The following is an 18,829-nucleotide window of genomic DNA, read 5'->3' as shown; positions in this document are numbered from 1 at the left end:
CTGAATCGACATAAAATGTAACCGAGCAGCAGTGACTGCCGGGACACCGAATCAGTTAACGAGATATACCAGCGTCGTCGCAAGCCCCAGGTGCTGCGACACTAACAAAAAGGCGGAGTCAGTACCACAAGTACCCCCGCCGACGCTGCAAGGCTCCGCCGGATGGCGGCGTCCCTGGAACTCGATGCCGGGAGAGGCATTTACCGATACAGGGCAGACGCCCGGTGCAACGCAGCTCTGCTGCAGCCCCTCCCTTAACAGGCTTGATTGCCTGCTCTCTAACTGTATTCCCTGCCCCGCCAGGCCTGCTCTTAAGGCTAATGGCACATCTATGAAGAAAATGCTGATTAACGCAACTCAACCTGAAGAGTTACGTGTCGCGCTGGTTGACGGCCAGCGTCTGTACGACCTGGATATCGAAAATCGCACCCGTATCCAGAAAAAATCCAACATCTACAAGGGCAAGATCACCCGCGTTGAACCCTCTCTTGAAGCCGCCTTTGTCGACTTCGGCGCCGAGCGCCACGGCTTTCTGCCGCTTAAGGAAATCGCCCGCGAATATTTTTACCGCAAGCCGGAAGGTGACGGCCGCCTCAAGATCAAGGATGTGGTCAAGGAAGGCACTCAAGTTATCGTGCAGGTCGATAAGGAAGAGCGCGGTAACAAGGGCGCAGCCCTGACCACCTTTATCAGCCTCGCTGGCCGCTACATGGTGCTCATGCCCAACAATCCTCGCGCCGGTGGTATCTCCCGCAGCATTGAGGGCGACGAGCGCAGCGAACTGCGCGAGAACATGTCGCACCTGGAAATTCCCAACGGCATGGGCGTCATCGTACGCACCGCTGCCGTCGGCCGCTCCACCGAAGAGCTGCAGTGGGACCTGAACTACCTGCTGTCACTGTGGGAGAAAATTGGCGAGGCCAACGGCGAAGTCAAAGCCCCCACCCTGTTGTTCCAGGAAAGCAATGTCATCATCCGCGCAGTACGCGACTACCTGCGCGACGATATCGACCAGGTACTCATCGACTCCCCTGAAGCCTTCAAACAGGCCCAGGACTTCGTAGGCATGGTAATGCCGCAATACAAGAGCCGCCTGCGCCAGTACGACGACAACATCCCCATGTTCAACCGCTTCCAGATCGAGAGCCAAATCGAAACCGCCTTCCAGCGTGAAGTGCGCCTGCCCTCTGGCGGCTCGATTGTCATCGACCCCACCGAAGCACTGGTGAGCATCGACATCAACTCGGCGCGCGCTACCAAAGGCAAGGACATTGAGGAAACCGCCCTCAGGACCAACCTTGAAGCCGCTGACGAAATAGCCCGCCAGCTACGCCTGCGCGACATGGGCGGCCTGGTGGTGATTGACTTTATCGACATGCTGGCCTCCAAGAGCCAGCGCCAGGTTGAGAACCGCATGCGCGAAGCGCTGGGCATTGACCGCGCCAGAGTTCAGGTGGGCCGTATTTCCCGCTTCGGTCTGCTGGAAATGTCACGCCAGCGTCTGCGCCCCTCTCTGGGTGAGACCAGTGGCAAAGTCTGCCCCCGCTGTAACGGCCAGGGCACCATTCGCGACACCAAGTCGCTGGCCCTGTCGATTCTGCGCCTGCTCGAAGAAGAGGCCATCAAGGATCGCAGCGCCGAGGTGCGCGCCATCGTCCCTGTCGACGTGGCTGCCTACCTGCTCAACGAGAAGCGCGGTGCTTTAAACGGTATCGAGATCGACACCAAGGTACGGGTACTGGTTGTGCCCAACCCCAACCTAGAGACACCCCACTTCGAAGTGCAGCGCCTGCGCGACGACGAAGTCGAAGGTCACGAGATCAGCTACAAGATCGACATGGCTGAACCCGACATGGATGCCATCACCGACAGCCACAAGGCGGCCATCCCCGTGCAACAGGCTGCCGTCCAGGCGGTAACACCTTCCGCTCCTGCGCCTGAAGCCGCGCCACGCGAAGAAAAGCCCAAGCAGCAGAAGCAGCCCCAAAACCGCAAGCGCGGTGGCAAGCAGCGTAAGCCTGAGCCCAAGCCAGGACTCTTCGCGCGTATCTGGGCCGCCATTGTTGGCGAGCCTGAGCAGGAACAAAAACCTGCCAAGGGCAAAGGCAAGAGCAAACCCCAACAGCGTCAGGGTGGCGAGCAGAAATCTGGCGGTAACGGCAACAATCGGAATCGCAACCGCAACCGCAACCGCAACCGGAACTGGAATGGCGACAGCCAGCAGCGCGGCGATAACCGCAACCAGCAAAATCGTGATGGCGATCAGCAGCGCAAGTCGGAAGCCGGTGACAACCAGCAGAAGCGTCAGCGCAGCGAAGAAGGCGGCAACAACCGCAATCGCAACCGCAACCGTCGTCGTAACAACGATGATCGTCGCAAGCAGGACCAGGCGGTTGAAGCTAACAGCCAGGATCAGCAGCAGGATGCAGCAGCCCAGGGTGGCGATCGTCGCGAAGATGCACCGCGCAAGCGCCCATCTGATATGAAGCGTGGCGAACCGCGCCGTCGCCGCAACCGCAGCCGCAAGGCCGACGGTGAACAGGCAGCAGGCAACGTTCAGGCGCTGGCATCACTGCCCGCCGTTAAAGCCGAAGCCGAGGCTCCGGCACCGCAGGCAGAAGCGCAGCCCAAAGTGGCTCAGGCTGACACTGCGCCAGTTGAAGCAACTCAAGCTGCAGCACCTCAAGCCGAGGCGCCGAAGGCTGAACAGCCCAAGACGGAGACTCCGGCACCGGCTCCCGCCACCGAAGCTACCGCTGCACCCGCAGAGGAAGTCGCTGAAGCTGCCCCGGCAGTTGCAGAGACAGCCGAGGTTGTCGAAGAAACTGTCGAAAGAACTACCGAAAAGACTGTCGAGAAAGTCGTCAAGGCCGAGCCTGCTACACCCGCAATACCGCCCGCCGGCATTACTGGCGATGGCCGTGCGATTAACGACCCGCGCGTCGCCGCCAAACCGGTGACTGCATTGGCGATCAGCACCAATACCTTCGCTCTGTTCAATGACACCGTGGCCCCTGCCGCCGCGCACAGCGGGCGCGTCGTGCCCCGTGCGGCCAACGATCCCCGCGGCCCACTGACAACGGCAACACCGGTTGCTGAAGCAGCCCCGACTGAAGAAGTTGCCGTTGAAGAAGCGGCGGACAGTGAAGCGCCCGTTGCCGAGGCTGCAGCACCTGCACCGGAGGCCACCTCCGAGACAGACGCACAGCCTGCTGCAGTGGAGGCGACAGCTGAACCCAAGAAGGAGTCAGAGGCCGCACAGGGCTAAAAAGACCGGAGAAAACAGACGCAAGCGGCTTTGGGCCCTTGTGCCTGTCTCTCCAATCGGTATAATCCTCGCCTGCTCCGTACCGCGGTACAGGCGCAAACAATTTGTAAGTTTCGGTGGGCTGGCTGAGTGGTCGAAAGCGGCGGTCTTGAAAACCGTTGAGGGTTTATCCCCTCCCGGGGTTCGAATCCCTGGCCCACCGCCATATACTAAAAAGGGGCGCCCGTTTGGGTGCCCTTTTTTTTCCTCGCTTGAAAAACCGCAGGCACTTACTACGCTTAATACACGCCCATAATGTTATTTGTTGTCGTGGGCTGAGTGGTTTTTATTGTTCGCCTATATCAGAACATCGTCGTCATACGTGTTCGACATGGCACTCGAATGCTCTGTATAGGTGCAAATGCGAGGACTTAGCATTGAAAACTTTCTACACCCTGGCCTGTGTCGCCCTGATCTTCAGCTCTACCCTTCTATCTGCTTGTTCCACATCGCGCTCAGACGCGCGCGTGGAAGCGAGAACAGAAGCGCGCACTTCCGAGCGCGTGGAAGATCGGCGCGACTAAGCCAATGCGATAACTGAAAGCGTGAACGACAAAAACCCAACGGAACGCATCGCAGGATAATCGCGATACTCGTCGGGTAACTCTGACTTCGCATGGCCTCTACCTCGGTAGAGGCCACTTTCTCTCAAACCAGCTTTAATTTCCTACTGGAAAAAAGCCGCAGCACGCGCTTTGATTTCCTCGGCTTTATCTTCACTGGCATCGGCCAGTTCCTTCAGATACGCCTGCCCCTCTGCCAACTTCTCCTTGATGTCATTCACCTGGCCGAGAATTTCCTCGTCCAGGTCAGCATCCGCCAGATCCGCCTCGGCCTGAGCTTTGCGAGCGCGCGCATTGGCCTGCGCTGCTTCAAGCTGCTCGTCGTATACGGCCATCTGTTTTTCCACTTTCTGTTTCAATAAATCAATCAAACTCACTATCAGGTCTCCTGTCGTTCGATGAGTTAAACAACGTAGCCCACCGGTGCGCGGTAGACGTAAATATTTATCGGCGAATTCAATAAAGACTGAAACGTATGCAGCTGTGAATCGCCACAGTCACTGCCAACCCCCTGCCACAGCGTTTCGCGTATACTCGACGGCAACCTTCGTCATCGTCTGCCGGGAGATAAGATCATCAAACACATTGCCTTTGTTGCGCTACTAGTCAGCACACTGCTTGCCGCCTGCACCCCTACCGCCACTGTTACCAAATCCTGGACAGCCACGAACCTGTCCGACAAGCGTGGTCTGCGCGGCGTACTGGTATACACCGCAGCCTCGAGCGAATCAGGCCGCAGGGCGTTTGAGCAGGAATTCGCAGAGGCCCTGCACAAACAAGGCGTCAAGGCAGTGGCAAGTTACACCCTGCATCCGGGAACCGAGATTACCCGGGAAGATGTAGCAAAAATGGCAGCAGAGGCCGATGTAGACACAGTGCTGGTCACCCTCTTCGCGGGGCGCGATGAAACTGCCGTACTCCACCCGGGGCGCAAATACTACGGTGTCGCACCGGTTTACGGCACGGGTTATTACGGACGTGGACGTGTCTATGGCGTTCCCTACCAGGTCGGGGAAACCCAGGACTTTTGGGCGGAACACACCTCAGTCCACCTCACGGCGAAACTCTACGAGGTCAGCACGGCAGATCGGCTCTGGGAAGCGTCAGCCGGCATTGAGGAGAGCGATGACATCGCACAAATGCGCTCTGCCTTTATCGACTCTTTTATGGGGGATCTTGCGGCCCACGGCATCGTGGACCGCAAATAAGGATCAGCCCTCGTACTGATCAATCACCTCGCGCGCCACGCGCATGGCAGACAGGGCCTGCGGATAGCCGCAATAAGCGGCGGCGTGCATGATGATCTCGCGCACTTCTTCAGGCGTCACACCGTTATTGAGTGCTCCGCGCACATGCCCCTTGAGCTCGCCGTGAGCCTGCAGCGCAATCAGCATGGAGACGGTGACAATGCTCCGGGTCCGTCGATCCAGCCCGTCGCGGGTCCATACCCCACCCCACACATGCTCCATGGCGGCTTCCTGCAGCGGCATATCCAGCTCCGTGGCGTTGCCCAGGGAGGCATCCACATGGGTACTACCCATCACTTCGCGACGAATAACTTCGCCGGCTTTCATATCTTCCAGGCTCATACAAAGGCTCCAACAAGGTAACTAGCGGTCATAGCAAGTGGCGGCGATCATAGCTTAAACTTGCGTCTTTGTAGCCAGTGCGCAGAGCAAATATGCAGTTATCGATTCTTGACCAATCTCTGGCAAGACAACCCTCGGAAACACCCACCGCCCTGAAAGAAACCATCGAAATGGCCAGGCTCGCCGAAATGCTGGGCTATCACCGTTTCTGGCTGTCGGAGCACCACGCCTTTGCCACCGTCGCCGGCAGCGCGCCCGAAGTGCTATTGGCCGCAGTGGGCGCGGCCACCGAACGTATTCGCATAGGCTCCGGGGGTATCATGCTGCCCCACTACAGCCCCTACAAAGTAGCCGAGGTATTCTCGCTGCTGAGCAACCTCTACCCCGGCAGAATCGATGTGGGCATCGGCCGGGCGCCGGGCGCCGATATGTCGACGGCTGTGGCACTGGCGACCGATGGCAGGCCAAAATTTGAACGTTTTCCGGAACTCACCGAGCAACTCAGCCACTACCTCTGGGACGACAACACCCGTCCTGTGGTCAGCCCGCGGCCGCAACCCGGCATTCCCCTGTGGATGCTCGGCTCCAGCGCCGACAGCGCCGTGTTGGCGGCACAGCGCGGCCTGCCCTACAACCTCGGTCTGTTCATTAATCCGCAGGCAGACCACCGGCTGATCGGGCACTACAAACAGCACTTCCAACCCAGTGAATTACAGCCCGAACCACACGCCATTCTGACCCTGAGCGTATTCTGTGCCGACGACGAAGAGCGGGCCAAGGCCCTCTGCCTGGCCCACGACCTGAACCTGTTTCGATTTTTCACTGGCGAGAGCGACGGCAGGTCACTGACCCCGGCAGAAGCCTGCGCGTACCCGCTGGGACCACGTGAAATGGCGTTTATTCGCAGCCGCGAAGACAGCCGCGCCGTGGGCACCCCGGCGCAGGTTTGGGAGCAGATTAACCACCTGGCACAGCTGCACCAGGCGGACGAAATCATGGCGGTGACGAATATGTACTACTTCGAGGACCGCCAGCGCTCTTTCGAGCTGTTAATTGAATCTCGGCAGAACTAACCGGTCTCAGTGATAATGCTTTTGGTAAAGTAACCAGACGGAACAGCAGCAATCAGAGTTAACTTTCATTACCCTCACGGTACAGTTGTTCTGCCCTGCCTTTGAGACCTTCACCGCAAATATTGAATCCCTTGCGAACCGCTTCGCCCATCATCTCGACCATGCCCTGTACCTCGGGGCCGGTGAATTCGTCGTAGCTGACATAGGTGCAGCGGTTGTCGTCGATAGGCTCAATCACCTGCCAGCGCTCGGCGTGAATAGGATCTCCCGGCTTGTTTTCCATGGCCCAGGCAATGCGGTGCGGGGCCTCAATACAGGACATGTACTCAACCTGGTCACTGAGGCCGAAGCCAAGATCGACCTTCATCACGACCGGCGCACCCAGCACCAGCTCCGCCTCCATTGAGGGGCAGAATGCGTTCCATTCACCATAGTTGGCGAAGTCGACAACTACCTGCCAGACCAGTGCTGCCGGGGCCTCTATGGTGAAGGTGTCGGACGACACCACGATCTGTTCGGACATATTTCCCCCTGTTATGCCAATAACCCTACAAAAATTCCTGTAAATTCAGCAAGATAACCCTACTAAATTCAAGGCTAACAACCCTTTAAATTTGAACTATTCACCCTTATTATTTGTCCAAACGATACTCGCACGTAAAGTGCACCACACAACGGAGTTAACGATGCAAGACAAGAGTCTGTACAACATGAACACTACTGGCGTGGACAGTGTCCTGGCCACCAACAAGGTGCTCAAGAACACGTACATGCTACTCGGCATGACCCTGGCGTTTTCTGCGGTAACCGCCGGCATCTCCATGGCCATGGGCCTGTCCCACGGCGTTGGCCTGATCCTGAGCCTGGTCGGCTTCGGCCTGCTGTTCGTCGTCCACAAAATGGCCGACACTGCCAAGGGCCTGCCCGCCATCTTCGCCTTTACCGGCGTCATGGGTGCCTCGATTGGCCCTATGCTCAACTACTACATGTCCATGCCCGGCGGCCCTGCGCTGGTTATGCAGGCTCTCGGTGGCACCGCGGTGGTGTTCTTCGGCCTGTCTGCCTACGCCCTGACCACCCGTAAGGACTTCTCCTATATGGGCGGCTTCCTGATGGTAGGTCTGCTGGTCGCCGTGGTAGCGTCTATCGCCAATATTTTCATGGGCATTCCCGCGCTGTCGCTGACCATTTCCGCGGCCATCGTTATGATCATGTCCGGCCTGATTCTGTTTGATACCAGCCGCATCATTAACGGCGGTGAAACCAACTATATCCGCGCCACCGTCAGCCTGTACCTGAACATTTACAACCTGTTCATCCACATGCTGCACCTGCTCACCGCCATGGGCGGCGACGACTAAGCGCAGCCAACCCATGAAGACCCCGGTCCCTGGCCGGGGTTTTTTGTTTTCGAGGATCCGATTTTGATCTATACCCTGCTGGTCAACAGTTCACCCGCCTCAGGCTCGGGTGCACGCAGCGCCTGCGCGTTCGCCCAGGCGGCCATTGCCCGGGGCCACCAGATCAACCGGGTCTTTTTCCTCGATGAAGGCACCACCACCGGCTCAGCCATGGCGGTATTTCCCCAGGATGAGACTGACCGCCTCGCGCCCTGGGTGGCGCTCGCCGACAATCACAATGTCGACCTGGTGCTGTGCATCTCCTCTGCCCTCAAACGCGGCATGCTCGACAACACCGAGGCGGAACGCTATGAGCGCAACGCGGCCACCGTACATCCCGCATTCACCGTATCCGGCCTGGGCCAGCTGGTAGACGCCGGCGCGGGTGCCGACCGACTGGTAACCTTCGGTGGCTGATATGGCTGACAAGAAGCGCTACGTGGTACTGATACGGCGCACGCCTTACGGCAGCAGTCTGGCGCGCGCCTCGGTTGATCTCGCTCTGGCACTCGGCGCCTTTGAACAAGACTTTGATCTCGTGTTTATGGGCCAGGGCGTACTGCAGCTGCAGCGCGAGCAAGCCAGCGAGGCCATCGGCCAGAAAAATGTTGGCCGTGCACTGTCATCACTGCCTCTGGTGGATATTGAATCTGTCTATGTGGAAGCGGATGCGCTCAAGCGCTACGGCCTCTGCGCAGAGGATTTGATACTGCCGGTACACGCCCTCGAAGCTGAAGGCATCAGGGCACTGCTCGCCGATGCTGATCACTTGGTGGGCTGCTGACATGATTCTGCATACCGTTGCCACACTCAGTACTCTCGCAGATTGCCTGGCGGTAGCCGGCGCCGACGACAGCATCTTACTCATGGGTGATGGCGTTTACGCGGCATTGGCCAATAGCGAGCTCAGCCAGACGCTCAAGGCCAGTGGGCTTCGGATCGAGGTTATGGAGAGCGATGCCAGCTCCGCGGGTATTGCCCAGGAACTGCTGGCCTTCCCCGCTACCGACATGGCCGGCTTTGTGGCACTGACCGAGGAATACCCTCGTCAGCTGGCCTGGTACTGACCTGTGCTTTCCGCCTCGGCATTCGACCAAGAAGGCTTCCTGCTGAACCTGGATGACTGGTCTCCAGATGTCGCCCGGCAGATTGCCGCCGCTGAAGATATCGCACTCGGTGACGGCCACTGGGAAGTCATCGAGCTAGTACGCAGTTACTACCGCGAATTCGACGCCTCTCCCGCCATGCGCCCTCTGGTAAAATATTGCGCACTCAAGCTCGGGCCTGACAAGGGCAAGAGTATTTACCTGATGAGCCTGTTTCCCGGCTCGCCGGCCAAACTGGGCAGTAAAATTGCCGGCCTGCCAAAACCTGAAAATTGTCTCTGAGCTACTGTGACCACTGACTTTCAAATTCCTCGCGAAGAACACCCCTTCGCGCCCTACATTCGCATACTCGGCAAAGGCAAGACCGGCAGCCGCTCGCTGGATCGCGACGAGGCGCGCACCGCATTTACCATGCTGCTGCGCGGCGAAGCCGACCCCATGCAAGTTGGCGCCTTCCTCATGTTATTGCGGGTAAAAGAAGAGACTGGTGAAGAGCTCGCCGGCTTTGTGGACGCCTGTCGCGCCGTGATGACAGCGCCCCCCGCCTCCCTCAACGCCGACCTGGACTGGCCCAGTTATGCCGGTAAACGGGCCCAACACCCGTGGTTCCTGCTCTCAGTGAGCCTGCTGGCCCAGGCCGGATACCGCGTATTCCTGCACGGCGGCGATGGTCACACCCAGGGCCGGCTGTACACAGAACAGGCCATGCGCGCGCTGGGCCTGCCCGTGGCAGACGACTGGGCCCAGGCGGCCCAGCAACTCGACACTGATCAGCTTAGCTACCTGCCCCTGCGCCACTTCTGCGCGCCATTGAATCAGCTCATGCAGCTGCGCCCCCTACTGGGCTTGCGTTCGCCGGTAAACACCCTGACGCGCATGCTCAACCCCCTGGGTGCATCCGCCAGTATTCACAGTATTTTTCACCCGGCGTATGGCGCCCTGCATCACGCCGCTGACAAATTGCTCGGACAGCCGCGCTCACTGGTCTTCAAAGGCGATAGCGGCGAGGTGGAGATCAAGCCACAGGCCAAAACCCGCCTGCTGCTGTTAGACGGCGAGCAGGAATCCGAGCAGCTGATGGCGCGCACGATTGATGGCAAAGCACCCGCGGTGGAACACCCGACCACAGCACCCTTACAGGCTCTGTGGCGCGGCGAGAGTCACGACAACTACGGCCTTGATGCAACCCTGGCAACCACCGCCGCTGCACTGCTGGCACTCGGTTATGCCGACGACCTGCCTGCCTGTGAGCTGCGTGCGCAGGCACTGTGGGACGCACGCAACAAGGAGCAGATCTGACATGCCCATGAGCAACGTCAAGCCGCAGGACTACGATCAGCTCCTTGCGGCAAAGCGCAACACGGTACAGGCACTGCTCTCGCCCTGGTGTCAGGGCGAGCCCGATGTGTACCCTTCCCAACCGACCGGTTTTAGGATGCGCGCCGAGTTTCGAATGTGGCACGAGGGCGACGCGCTCGATTATGTGATGTTCCGCAAGGACGACCCCAAAACGCCTGTGCCCATCGAGAGCTTTCCCATCGCCTGCGACAGTATCCAGGCACTGATGCCGATAATGCGAGCGGCGCTGGCGGGCAACGAGGCGCTTCGGCGCAAACTTTTCCAGGTGGAGTTTCTCGCCACACTCTCGGGCGAAATGCTCGTGACCCTGATCTACCATCGCAAACTGGAGGAAGACTGGGAACAGCAGGCCGAAGCGCTGCGGCAGCAACTGCAAACCGACTCTCTCGGTCTTTCGATCATCGGCCGCAGCCGCAAACAGAAAATCGTGCTGGGCAATCACTGGGTCACAGAACAACTCAACATCGAGGGGCGCACGTACTCCTACAACCAGTATGAGCAGGCCTTCACGCAGCCCAATGCCCGGGTCAACATCAACATGATTGAGTGGGCCTGCGAGCGTGCCGCTGAATTGGACGGCGACCTACTGGAACTTTACTGCGGCAATGGCAACTTCACCCTGCCCCTGGCCAGGCATTTCGACGAGGTCATCGCCACCGAGCTCGCCAAAACATCGGTGCGCGCAGCCCGAGAAAATATCGAAGCCAATGCCAGCGACAACGTACAAATCATTCGCCTGGCCGCGGAGGAAGTTACCCAGGCCATGCAGGATGAACGGGAATTCCGGCGCTTGCGCGATATCCCCAAGCCGCTTCAGGATTACGACCTGCGCACGGTATTTGTGGATCCACCCCGGGCGGGGCTGGACGATGCCACGGTGAAAATGGTGCAGCGTTTCGATGCCATCATCTACATTTCGTGCAATCCGCACACGCTGGCGGACAACCTGGCGGTGCTGAGCGAAACACACCAGGTGCAGCGCTTTGCCATGTTTGACCAGTTCCCCTACACCGACCACATGGAGTGCGGTGCCTTCCTGCAGCGGAAGTAAATTAGCAACGGATACCCAGCGCCAGTAAGCCACGCCCCAGCACTTCGTCGAGCCGCTCTGCGTCGGCGGCGTTGACCTCGAGACTGTGCAGGCCGAGCTCCCGATACAGCTCGCGCTTGCGCAGCCGCTGCGAAATTTCCCCGGCGCTGATATCGCTGTCCCAGCAATCGATATAGACATTGCCCGCCGGGATATAAAAATCCGCGGTAATAAGTTCTTCTGTGGGCAGTGCCCGCTTGAACGCGTGCGCAAGCTGGGCGAGGTACAGCCAGTTACACACGCGCATTTGCAGCGGTGTATCAAGCTGGTGCCCATCAACACCCACGCAGCTCACGGATTCAGCCGGGCTGGCAAAAAGATCCGGCTCAGCCCCCGCGTCCGCGGGTTCGGCTGTCGGGATCTGGTCCGATTGACGAGTCAGCTCGCGATGAATCACCGCGTGATCAATAATTTCGTGGGGCCAGGTCACGTAGTAGGCGCCACTGGATTCGCTTTCTTCCTGCTTACCCCCAAGCGACTTACCCAGCTCGGTCAGCTCCCATCCGAGAATGGAGTGATGCTGCAGGCCGATCTCTGCCAGCGCCCGGTTAATCTGGCGCGCGTGCAGACGGGGGTAATAACGGCGCATGGACGCAGCCGTAATACGCTGATTGGATTCAATAGCCGCTAGCAACGGGTGGTGGTCCAGCGTTTGCGGCCAGACAATGTATCGGCCATAGCGACGGCTGTTCTGGTAGGAGCCGCCTTCAAACTCGCCTTTTGGGAGCAGCGTCCAGGCGTCGCCGCTGCGACGTATCCAGCCGTAGTCGCGCAGCGTGGCAAATAACTGCTGAACGGGGATATCCAGCTTTTTGGCCAGCGCTGTGGTGGAGAGTTTGCTGTCGTCGTCGGCCACGTGTTCAGTCCAGGGCGAGCTCGCGGTAGCGTTTTTCCAGTGCAGAATACACCTGGGATGCAAAGTCCTCGGCGCCTTTATCCAGCGCGTCTACCACTTCAACCAGGTGCTCGTTGTCTTCCTTGCCCGACCAGTTCTTGATGTAGGTGCCGTCCTTGTAACCATGATCCTGGCGGAAGAAGTTCAGCACGTTCTTGCCAACGTATGCAGTGTAGAGGCTGTCAAAATCGAGTTCCGAGGCCAGCATCAAATCCCAGAACAGGCTCACGGAAAACCCTTTGGTCTGAAGGCAGTTCAGCGCCAGCGCCTCAGTGGCCTCACGCACGCCTTCACCGCTAGGTTGGTGGGCCTGAATGTCGGTTTCCATCTCGGTGGCTATGGCGTCGATGGATTTGCCTTCCACAAACAGCGCCGACATACCGAAGTGCCATATATCGATCGCCTCCAGGCGCACCTGCTCAAGGTCCGGCTCCTGCTTCTTCCACCACTTGAAGCCGTAGTGGTCGATTAACTCGCCGCACTCGATCCATGCAGCGCGATACCACTCAAAGTGCTGCTCCACCCACTGCGGATGCACCCGGGTATTCATTTTGTCCTGCATGGTCAGCATGTTAATCAGCGCTTGTTTCAAGGAGAGCCTCGCGAATTCTGGATGTGGAAAGGCAGGAAGAATAACAGATTTTGTGTGAATGGTGCCCGGAGCCGCCCCTAGCAACTTGAAGACTTCGATGATGAGAACATGAAGTTACGGATGCTGACAATAGATATGCGGCGCAACACGCTGCGCGGGCGGATGTGCGCACATGTACGGGATGACCGGCTGGCGTGTCTGGACACCCTTTTGTCGCCCACGGACATGTTCGAGCGTGCCCGACCCCCTTACGCTATCTGTGACCAACCACTAGTAAGGAGAGTAGTGATGGGCAAAGGCTTGCGCAATAGAGAATTGGGATCCCAGGTCAAGGAGCTGACCGGAGGCCAAAGCGAGTCAGTTGACAAGGTCGACGATCTTTTCGAGAAGCTTGCTGAATTGGAAACGATCGACGGCTTAAGGTTGACTCAGACGAGTGAAAATATTCGCGCGCTCGAACTAGGAATAACGTACCTGTGGGCGATAATCGTAACTGGCTGGATTGTGACCTATATGGCTTAGTGGCCCGCACTCAATTGCCGCCAACCCTGCCCCATTCGAACCCACCTCTAAGCCCCCGTGGCTTTACACCGGGTAATACCGCGGCATGGCTTGGGCTTGGCGGCGGGTAGCGGGGATTAGAATGCAGGCCCACCAAGTTCCGCTTTGGGGCCAATAGCAGTCATTGATATTTCTCGCAAAAGCACTTGCGAACAAAGTAGCCTGAGATTGCTATCACTATGGTCGCTCAAACAAGCACGTACTCTTCTATATTCCTGATAGTACTTCGCATTCAAAATTTAAGTAGGTCGAGTCAACCCATGTGGCGTGCATATCTTTGTCGCATCTATCGCTGTAGATCAAGGGTACCAACATTCCTTCTATTCTACTGACTCCGATTCTATGCTCTGCGAACTCCTTAGCCGAATATTCTTTCTAGGGGGTATTTTCGTAAGGTCCAAGCACATCAGCGTATTCAGCGGATATTGGCCATAGAATCTGTAAACAGTGATCTTCCCCTCTGTATTTTTCTTTGGTGACGGCCAGCACTTGATCTTAGCTATCCCCTATGGGGAAAACATAAGCGTCACCTGAAAGCACAACTTTGTCGCCTTCAATAACGGGTAATCGCCCCGCAACGAGAACAGTGAGTACAACCAAAAATGCTATGTGTATTGCGATAGCAAATAGACTTACAATCGACACCACCAAATTTTCGATAGCTTCCATAGCGTGTGCGCATTCTAAGGATTGGAAAATCGCAGCCGCCCGGCCCAGCGGTACTGAAAAACAACTCCCGATTCCGAGCGTGCATAGATCGTTTAGGCTCCCCTGCAGAGGCCCGATCTCATAGCGGAGGATCTCTGTCAGTTCATCGAACTGCAGAAGACACAGCGGCAGCTCTGCATGAGATCTCCGTTCACAATGACGTTTAGCGCAGGGCTATGTGGCCAATATGACGAAGCTTTTTTGCTTGAAAGCAGTGCTATTTTCATAGGACGCCTTCTTTCTTTTACATGTGCCGCTATTTAATAGTTAATCAGGCAGATATAAATGAGAGTGTGCGATATAGGTACTCGTCCAGTGTAGCGCGTGTAATGATCTTGGGAGTTCAGGATGAAAGTTGCAGTAATATGGGTAGCAAGAGTGGCTTTTCTGTATTGTTTTTATCAGATACTGTGTGGGCCTTATCACGTCATCTTTACCATTGGTCTTGACTCGCCTGAAATAAAAGAGCTCTGGGGTGCTGTCTTCCAGATGTGGTCTTTTTACATTCCTGCCGCACTTGTTGCTCTGGTGCTAGCTATTCCTCTCAGTCCTCGTATACCTGATGAGATTCATTTTCGATGGGGTGAGATTACAACAGAGCCGATACCAACTCCGGAAGTTCCCGAGAACTGCAAGCCCCTCGCGTACGATGTCTCAACGAAAACATTTGTTGTACTTTGCACCGCAGCAGGCGTACTTGTAGCCGCACCGATCGCAGTTTTATCTAAATTACTCGGGATTCTTCCACCGAATGAGCCGGTTTATTATGTGATAGCCGGTATCGGTGGCTTTTGGATGGCGCCCTTTCATGAGGGTATCCATGCAGCTGCAGTTCCTGCGCGTTTTAGAGAGAGTCTATGGTTTGGTGTTTGGCCTAAGCGTCTGCTGATGTATGTGTTCTTTTCTGCAGAGCTCTCAGTCGGCAGGATGGCCTACATCCTCATGCTGCCGTTTCTGCTCCTTACGGTCCTGCCAATGATCGCTACAGCCTTTACTAGCCATGAAACCGCGTACTTTATCGCTGCCTTTGCTCTTGGGCATGCTATGAGCTGCGGAGGAGACTTCATGTCATTACTGTTGATCCTCCGAAAGACGCCGGCAAAAGCGGTTTTGCTGTTTACGCACAACAGACTCTTTTTGAAAATGCAGTAGCTTGAGGGACGGCGGTAATTTTAATAGGAATACTAGAGAAAATATTCTTGAATATTGCTACATGCGATGAAAGGTGGATGTTCGATCTCTTGCAAGTCGCGAAATATAAATCCCAATGAGGGAATGAAGATGAAGAAAGGCATTCAGAGCATCACACCTGCTCAATCCAAAGCGGTATCTGGCGGGCTTCGCCCATCAGTGATAAGCGTTAGCCCCTAAAGGACGCGTCAAAACAGTTTTAACGGCATGGAATGTATATACCGTTTATACGGCATGTATAGTTCAATGATCGACGAAAAAAGCCTCACATATTGTCCACTTTCGCCTAAAATGGGCACGCATTGCCGTAAGTCAGATGTCCGCTTTGGGGCCAAAAGCGGACGTTCATAACGCCCACAACAAGGGCCGCTGGTACAGCGGCCCCGATTGCTTGTGCTTGTTATATGGCCGCCTATTTTAGAGCGCACTAGTGGCAAATCTCCGGCGGAAACGTATGAAATACATAGACCTCACCATCTATTAGTGCCTGCTCATAGTATTCGAGGTTATCGCTTTCAGCATAATCTTCGCGTGCAACTAAACTTTTCTCTTCGAGTGTGCGAATCGCCCAACCATGGCTTTCAATATCTAGACGAGCCTGCTCCTCAGCAGATTTTGGCATTGCCTGGTTAATCCAGCAGTTTACGTATGCGCCCCCATATTGCGCATTCTCATCAGAGTCATATTTTGGTTCTACTTCAAATTGCAAGTAGATCATAGCGAGGCCATATAACGCTTCAAGCTGGGGCGGCCGTGAGGCCGTCCCGGCGCAAAGCGCCCTTGCAGCCTTGACTTGTTAATGTGCCGATCATGACTCCCTCTTTACAATAAGTAGCAGTGCACCCCAAACCACAAGCCCTACAACGACGCTAGACGTAAGATATATTTTCCAGAACTCGACGGAAACTACAGCACTTGCCCACAGTTTTTGAGGTAACGTCATAGGAAGCATCCGATCTGAGACATAGCCCTCTAGTTCTCTCGGGGCAGCGAGTCCATCAGCTGAGGCTCGAGAGCCGCTTCGTTTACGTGCTGTCCCTCAGATGCAAAGAAAATGTATGCGAATGGAGCCAATAGCCCGACAAGCATCGCGTACAGGAGGAGTCTACGTTTTCTCTTTGCTACGAGCATAGGACTAAGGCACTTTAACGCCTCGGTTTGCGGCGGACCACGCAGTGGGCCGTCCGAGCCAAAGGCGGCAACACCGACTTGTTATGTGCTTTAGACATTCCAGCCGTCACCATGATGAGAATCTTCATCTGACGAGCGATAATATTCGGATTCCTCTTGGCTGATACCGTCACCAGAACTCGCGGAACCACCAAGCAAGCCCGCTACTACAAGCCAGACCACGCCCGCACCAGCCACGCCAAGGGAGGCAAGAACACTCTCACCAGATTTGTAGGCCTCAACCCCGAGATAAAGCCCTACAAACAAAATGATGGAACCTACAATCCACTTAAGTGATCCCAAAGCTTCGTTCATGGACTAATCTCCAGGCACATAACGCTTCAAGCAGGGGCCGCTGTAAAGCGGTCCCGGCCCGCAGGGCCCTTGCTGCCTTGACTTGTTATGGGGCCGGTTCTTCATAGGATTAGATTGCCTCTAAATCAGTTACTGGAACGACTAGATCTCCAGAGCCATCTCCTGGCTCCACTAGATATTCCACCGGATTGGCGTATGAAGCGATACTTACGACAGCTGCACCCTTACCGATGCCAGGTCCCCGCCTTATTGCTACAGAGTCATTTATGCAGAATGGGAAGCTCTCGCTTCTCTTCCCTTCATAGAAGTCCCTATCTATGGCGTCGTGAGTCACTGCTTAGGCACCATAACAGCTAGGTATATGGAAAAAGTCAGTGTGCATCGAAGATCCTTTTCAATGTGAATGTCCGCTTTGTGGACGTTATTTGCCCTCAAATTTACCACATTCCCCAACGGCAGCTAAGGGGCCAATAGCGGACACTCGCTACCGTCGCGAGCAACGGCTGGCAGTAAGCCAGTCCGCCTGCCTTGCCCTGTTAGGCAATTTCCGATTCCCTCGTGCCCAGCATTATTAAAATCTCTGGCTCATCTTCGAACTCAGATACCTCAACGCCGGGAAATGGTCCATTCGATTCAATGATTCTAGTTTTAAAACTCAATGGATCTCCAACACCTATGTCTCTAACCATATCGTCATCTAGTTCCGTGAAGTTTAAAGCCAAGAAGTCACCTATCAAGAACTTATCTTTGAATGGCACCTCTATTCGCGGCATCTTGAGTTGGATAAAAGGAGAATTCATAGTGGAATCTGTTTCTATACGAACCACAGAACCGCTTGCTACTAATATCGAGCCAGCCAATCTAGATGATATATCGGCTGCACTCGAACCCGACATAAACAGTCCTGCTACTTCAGTTACTAGCTCTGACCAACTAAATTCCATGTTCTTCCTTATGCCTAACGCTTGCAGCAGCGGCGACCGAGCAGTGGCGAAGCCACTGGTTGGGCGTCCGGCCCCAAAGGGGCGTACTGCCTGCCCTTGTTAAGTGTTTCAACGGTCACCATTAGCCTCTATGGTAAAAATCGACTCGGTTTGCCTGCCGCCATTTATAGGGGCACTCTGGCGCATAGAAAGCCTTTTTCCATTCACTTTCGGTCGGGTCTAGTACCCTGCCTAGGGTCTTGCACTTTATACATTCTACTTCAAGGGTTTGATCATCCGTCGCTGTAGAGTAGACCCACCATGAATGGCTACAGTCAGGCGGGTCATTTTCCCAGTCGTCGCGCAATGCATACAGGAAGACATTGATCATGTATGCAAGCTCTCTGAATTTGATGATTATGAACACACCAGACACTTAACGCTGCGAGCTGCGGCAAAAGTTCGCTGAGCGTACTTTTGCCCGAAGCCTCGCCTTGCTATGCGCTTTCATACAGAGACCTTAGCTCGTTCATGTTGCCCGAAACGTATAGTTCGATTGCCTTACGAGCTTCTTCGGTCGAAAAATTTTGAGTATCCACACTAATAGTTCCGAGTTTAGTGCCAAGACCAAACCAACGCTTCTTCTCGCCAGGGAAAAGGCATTGTGAAACAAACGTTAAGCTTGAGCCATTTTTGAAAGAAGAAACCCATATCATATTTTTTTTGGGGAGCGTAATCAGGGATAGTGTTGGAGAGCATTTCTCTAGCTCCTCAGCCAGAGCAGACTGACCTTCCCAATCAAAGGTATCAAAGGCTTCGAGCGCTCCAGCAGCATCGACTAATCCAGCCTCTTCCGACTCGTCATGAGAATGATGTGCGTATTGATAATTCAGGTGCATAGCTTACTCTCCGGGCGCATAACAGCTGGTTACTTGGAGACAGTCAGCGTTCATCATAATTCCTTTCAATCCGAGAGGCCGCTTTGGG

The 18,829-nt window shown here is 55.7% G+C and carries 22 protein-coding genes and 1 tRNA gene; 14 read left to right on the top strand and 9 right to left on the bottom strand.

The genetic code is table 11. The annotated features are described in order from the left end of the window. Window positions 1–331 precede the first annotated feature (331 nt). From rne to BST95_RS19745, 3 genes are all read left to right on the top strand, one after another. A complete protein-coding gene (gene rne / locus BST95_RS11685; protein WP_084199639.1) occupies window positions 332–3,268 on the top strand; it encodes a ribonuclease E in 2,937 nt (978 codons plus the stop codon). Window positions 3,269–3,383: 115 nt separating this feature from the next. Beyond that, window positions 3,384–3,473 (top strand) — tRNA-Ser (locus BST95_RS11680). 211 nt (window positions 3,474–3,684) lie between these two features. Next, on the top strand, window positions 3,685–3,831 hold the full coding sequence (locus tag BST95_RS19745; protein ID WP_157114484.1) for a hypothetical protein: 147 nt from the start codon (window positions 3,685–3,687) through the stop codon (window positions 3,829–3,831). A gap of 143 nt (window positions 3,832–3,974) precedes the next feature. On the opposite strand, the gene BST95_RS11675 is transcribed toward BST95_RS19745, so the two are convergent. Beyond that, entirely contained in the window at window positions 3,975–4,247 is a 273-nt protein-coding gene (locus BST95_RS11675; protein ID WP_066049823.1) for a hypothetical protein, read from the bottom strand. A 414-nt stretch (window positions 4,248–4,661) separates the two neighbouring features. Here BST95_RS11675 and BST95_RS11670 point away from each other — a divergent pair, with 414 nt between their 5' ends. Further along, the gene (locus BST95_RS11670; RefSeq protein ID WP_084199637.1) at window positions 4,662–5,078 is read left to right on the top strand and encodes a hypothetical protein; all 417 of its coding nucleotides are present in this window, start codon (window positions 4,662–4,664) and stop codon (window positions 5,076–5,078) included. Window positions 5,079–5,081: 3 nt separating this feature from the next. Here the strand turns inward: BST95_RS11670 and BST95_RS11665 are convergent, their stop codons facing one another. After that, window positions 5,082–5,459 (bottom strand): carboxymuconolactone decarboxylase family protein, encoded by a 378-nt coding sequence (locus BST95_RS11665; RefSeq protein WP_084199635.1) that lies wholly within the window; start codon window positions 5,457–5,459, stop codon window positions 5,082–5,084. A gap of 92 nt (window positions 5,460–5,551) precedes the next feature. Here BST95_RS11665 and BST95_RS11660 point away from each other — a divergent pair, with 92 nt between their 5' ends. Further along, window positions 5,552–6,532: an LLM class flavin-dependent oxidoreductase gene (locus BST95_RS11660; protein WP_084199633.1), complete on the top strand. Its 981-nt coding sequence runs from the start codon at window positions 5,552–5,554 to the stop codon at window positions 6,530–6,532. A 58-nt stretch (window positions 6,533–6,590) separates the two neighbouring features. On the opposite strand, the gene BST95_RS11655 is transcribed toward BST95_RS11660, so the two are convergent. Next, window positions 6,591–7,055 carry an SRPBCC domain-containing protein gene (locus BST95_RS11655; protein WP_084199631.1) on the bottom strand — a complete coding sequence of 155 codons (465 nt, stop codon included), beginning with the start codon at window positions 7,053–7,055 and terminating at the stop codon, window positions 6,591–6,593. A gap of 163 nt (window positions 7,056–7,218) precedes the next feature. Between BST95_RS11655 and BST95_RS11650 the strand changes: the two genes are divergently transcribed. The 7 genes from BST95_RS11650 to trmA all read left to right on the top strand — a co-directional run bounded on the left by BST95_RS11650 (window position 7,219) and on the right by trmA (window position 11,448). After that, entirely contained in the window at window positions 7,219–7,893 is a 675-nt protein-coding gene (locus BST95_RS11650; protein WP_180962028.1) for a Bax inhibitor-1/YccA family protein, read from the top strand. 63 nt (window positions 7,894–7,956) lie between these two features. Beyond that, a complete protein-coding gene (gene tusD / locus BST95_RS11645) occupies window positions 7,957–8,349 on the top strand; it encodes a sulfurtransferase complex subunit TusD (RefSeq protein ID WP_084199629.1) in 393 nt (130 codons plus the stop codon). 1 nt (window position 8,350) lies between these two features. Continuing rightward, on the top strand, window positions 8,351–8,716 hold the full coding sequence (tusC, locus tag BST95_RS11640; RefSeq protein ID WP_084201152.1) for a sulfurtransferase complex subunit TusC: 366 nt from the start codon (window positions 8,351–8,353) through the stop codon (window positions 8,714–8,716). A gap of 1 nt (window position 8,717) precedes the next feature. After that, window positions 8,718–8,999 (top strand): sulfurtransferase complex subunit TusB, encoded by a 282-nt coding sequence (gene tusB / locus BST95_RS11635; protein WP_169843925.1) that lies wholly within the window; start codon window positions 8,718–8,720, stop codon window positions 8,997–8,999. 3 nt (window positions 9,000–9,002) lie between these two features. After that, a complete protein-coding gene (locus BST95_RS11630; protein WP_084199625.1) occupies window positions 9,003–9,320 on the top strand; it encodes a TusE/DsrC/DsvC family sulfur relay protein in 318 nt (105 codons plus the stop codon). 6 nt (window positions 9,321–9,326) lie between these two features. Further along, window positions 9,327–10,337 (top strand): glycosyl transferase family protein, encoded by a 1,011-nt coding sequence (locus BST95_RS11625; RefSeq protein ID WP_084199624.1) that lies wholly within the window; start codon window positions 9,327–9,329, stop codon window positions 10,335–10,337. A gap of 7 nt (window positions 10,338–10,344) precedes the next feature. Then, on the top strand, window positions 10,345–11,448 hold the full coding sequence (trmA, locus tag BST95_RS11620) for a tRNA (uridine(54)-C5)-methyltransferase TrmA (protein WP_229801925.1): 1,104 nt from the start codon (window positions 10,345–10,347) through the stop codon (window positions 11,446–11,448). A 1-nt stretch (window position 11,449) separates the two neighbouring features. Here the strand turns inward: trmA and BST95_RS11615 are convergent, their stop codons facing one another. Continuing rightward, window positions 11,450–12,343 (bottom strand): hypothetical protein, encoded by an 894-nt coding sequence (locus tag BST95_RS11615; protein WP_084199620.1) that lies wholly within the window; start codon window positions 12,341–12,343, stop codon window positions 11,450–11,452. 4 nt (window positions 12,344–12,347) lie between these two features. After that, on the bottom strand, window positions 12,348–12,953 hold the full coding sequence (locus tag BST95_RS11610) for a dUTP diphosphatase (RefSeq protein ID WP_084199618.1): 606 nt from the start codon (window positions 12,951–12,953) through the stop codon (window positions 12,348–12,350). 309 nt (window positions 12,954–13,262) lie between these two features. Here BST95_RS11610 and BST95_RS19740 point away from each other — a divergent pair, with 309 nt between their 5' ends. Continuing rightward, window positions 13,263–13,496: a hypothetical protein gene (locus tag BST95_RS19740; protein WP_146004210.1), complete on the top strand. Its 234-nt coding sequence runs from the start codon at window positions 13,263–13,265 to the stop codon at window positions 13,494–13,496. Window positions 13,497–14,591: 1,095 nt separating this feature from the next. Further along, window positions 14,592–15,395 carry a DUF3267 domain-containing protein gene (locus tag BST95_RS11600; protein WP_084199614.1) on the top strand — a complete coding sequence of 268 codons (804 nt, stop codon included), beginning with the start codon at window positions 14,592–14,594 and terminating at the stop codon, window positions 15,393–15,395. A 466-nt stretch (window positions 15,396–15,861) separates the two neighbouring features. Here BST95_RS11600 and BST95_RS11595 read toward each other — a convergent pair whose 3' ends face one another. From BST95_RS11595 to BST95_RS11580, 4 genes are all read right to left on the bottom strand, one after another. Further along, the gene (locus BST95_RS11595) at window positions 15,862–16,152 is read right to left on the bottom strand and encodes a hypothetical protein (protein ID WP_084199612.1); all 291 of its coding nucleotides are present in this window, start codon (window positions 16,150–16,152) and stop codon (window positions 15,862–15,864) included. A gap of 503 nt (window positions 16,153–16,655) precedes the next feature. Then, complete coding sequence (locus tag BST95_RS11590; protein ID WP_084199610.1) at window positions 16,656–16,919, bottom strand: hypothetical protein; 264 nt, start codon at window positions 16,917–16,919, stop codon at window positions 16,656–16,658. Window positions 16,920–17,455: 536 nt separating this feature from the next. Beyond that, a complete protein-coding gene (locus BST95_RS19735) occupies window positions 17,456–17,863 on the bottom strand; it encodes a hypothetical protein (protein WP_146004209.1) in 408 nt (135 codons plus the stop codon). 476 nt (window positions 17,864–18,339) lie between these two features. Next, window positions 18,340–18,741: a hypothetical protein gene (locus BST95_RS11580; protein ID WP_084199606.1), complete on the bottom strand. Its 402-nt coding sequence runs from the start codon at window positions 18,739–18,741 to the stop codon at window positions 18,340–18,342. Window positions 18,742–18,829 lie beyond the last annotated feature (88 nt).

It is taken from the genome of Halioglobus japonicus (assembly GCF_001983995.1).
GTDB lineage: Bacteria > Pseudomonadota > Gammaproteobacteria > Pseudomonadales > Halieaceae > Halioglobus > Halioglobus japonicus.
The sequence above is the reverse complement of the archived record's forward strand: the minus strand, read 5'-3'. Positions and strand labels throughout refer to the sequence as shown.

Bases quoted from the DNA above. Each gene is read 5' to 3' on its own strand.
- tusC (WP_084201152.1), top strand. From the start codon at position 8,351: ATGGCTGACAAGAAGCGCTACGTGGTACTGATACGGCGCACGCCTTAC.
- trmA (WP_229801925.1), top strand. From the start codon at position 10,345: ATGAGCAACGTCAAGCCGCAGGACTACGATCAGCTCCTTGCGGCAAAG.
- BST95_RS11655 (WP_084199631.1), bottom strand. From the start codon at position 7,055: ATGTCCGAACAGATCGTGGTGTCGTCCGACACCTTCACCATAGAGGCC.
- BST95_RS11580 (WP_084199606.1), bottom strand. From the start codon at position 18,741: ATGCACCTGAATTATCAATACGCACATCATTCTCATGACGAGTCGGAA.
- BST95_RS11610 (WP_084199618.1), bottom strand. From the start codon at position 12,953: ATGCTGACCATGCAGGACAAAATGAATACCCGGGTGCATCCGCAGTGG.
- BST95_RS11600 (WP_084199614.1), top strand. From the start codon at position 14,592: ATGAAAGTTGCAGTAATATGGGTAGCAAGAGTGGCTTTTCTGTATTGT.
- tusB (WP_169843925.1), top strand. From the start codon at position 8,718: ATGATTCTGCATACCGTTGCCACACTCAGTACTCTCGCAGATTGCCTG.
- rne (WP_084199639.1), top strand. From the start codon at position 332: ATGAAGAAAATGCTGATTAACGCAACTCAACCTGAAGAGTTACGTGTC.
- BST95_RS19735 (WP_146004209.1), bottom strand. From the start codon at position 17,863: ATGGAATTTAGTTGGTCAGAGCTAGTAACTGAAGTAGCAGGACTGTTT.
- BST95_RS11660 (WP_084199633.1), top strand. From the start codon at position 5,552: ATGCAGTTATCGATTCTTGACCAATCTCTGGCAAGACAACCCTCGGAA.
- BST95_RS19740 (WP_146004210.1), top strand. From the start codon at position 13,263: ATGGGCAAAGGCTTGCGCAATAGAGAATTGGGATCCCAGGTCAAGGAG.
- BST95_RS11590 (WP_084199610.1), bottom strand. From the start codon at position 16,919: ATGAACGAAGCTTTGGGATCACTTAAGTGGATTGTAGGTTCCATCATT.
- BST95_RS11650 (WP_180962028.1), top strand. From the start codon at position 7,219: ATGCAAGACAAGAGTCTGTACAACATGAACACTACTGGCGTGGACAGT.
- BST95_RS11665 (WP_084199635.1), bottom strand. From the start codon at position 5,459: ATGAGCCTGGAAGATATGAAAGCCGGCGAAGTTATTCGTCGCGAAGTG.
- BST95_RS11595 (WP_084199612.1), bottom strand. From the start codon at position 16,152: ATGATCTACTTGCAATTTGAAGTAGAACCAAAATATGACTCTGATGAG.